The organism is Jannaschia formosa, assembly GCF_003340555.1.
Classification (GTDB): domain Bacteria; phylum Pseudomonadota; class Alphaproteobacteria; order Rhodobacterales; family Rhodobacteraceae; genus Jannaschia; species Jannaschia formosa.
Genome location: NZ_QPLJ01000129.1, coordinates 1 through 546 on the forward strand (window position 1 = coordinate 1; position 546 = coordinate 546).

General features: G+C 65.6%; 1 pseudogene. It reads left to right on the forward strand.

The annotated features are described in order from the left end of the window. Positions 1-113 precede the first annotated feature (113 nt). A pseudogene (locus DR046_RS23145) lies at positions 114-546 on the forward strand (IS3 family transposase); the annotation flags it as partial.

The following is a 546-nucleotide window of genomic DNA, read 5'->3' on the forward strand; positions in this document are numbered from 1 at the left end:
GACTTTGAGGGACCGAGGCCCCAGTGGGGCCTCGCAGCCCGAGGAGGCGCTCGGGAAGGCCGGTCTGTTGTCCCGCTGCCCGGCAGGGTCATGCGCAGCATGATCCCGAGAGGGAGCGCAAGGCGATGATCGACCGCGACCACGAGCTGAGCGTCGCCCGGCAGGCGAAGGAACTTGGGATCAGCCGGGGCAGCGTCTACTACCGGCCACGACCCGTGCCGGACGCCGATCTAAAGATCATGCGCCGGATCGACGAGTTGCATATCGAGTACCCTTTCGCGGGCAGCCGGATGCTGAAGGGCCTGCTGAACGCGGAAGGCCGGGAGGTGGGGCGACGTCGCGTCTCGACCTTGATGAAGAGAAGGGGGATCGAGGCGTTGTACCGCCGCCCGAACACGTCGAAGCCTGCACCGGGGCACAAGATCTACCCCTATCTGCTTCGCAAGCTGGAGATCACGCGGCCCGATCAGGTCTGGGCGATGGACATCACCTACGTCCCGATGGCCCGGGGCTTCGTCTACTTGGCCGCGGTGATCGACTGGTATA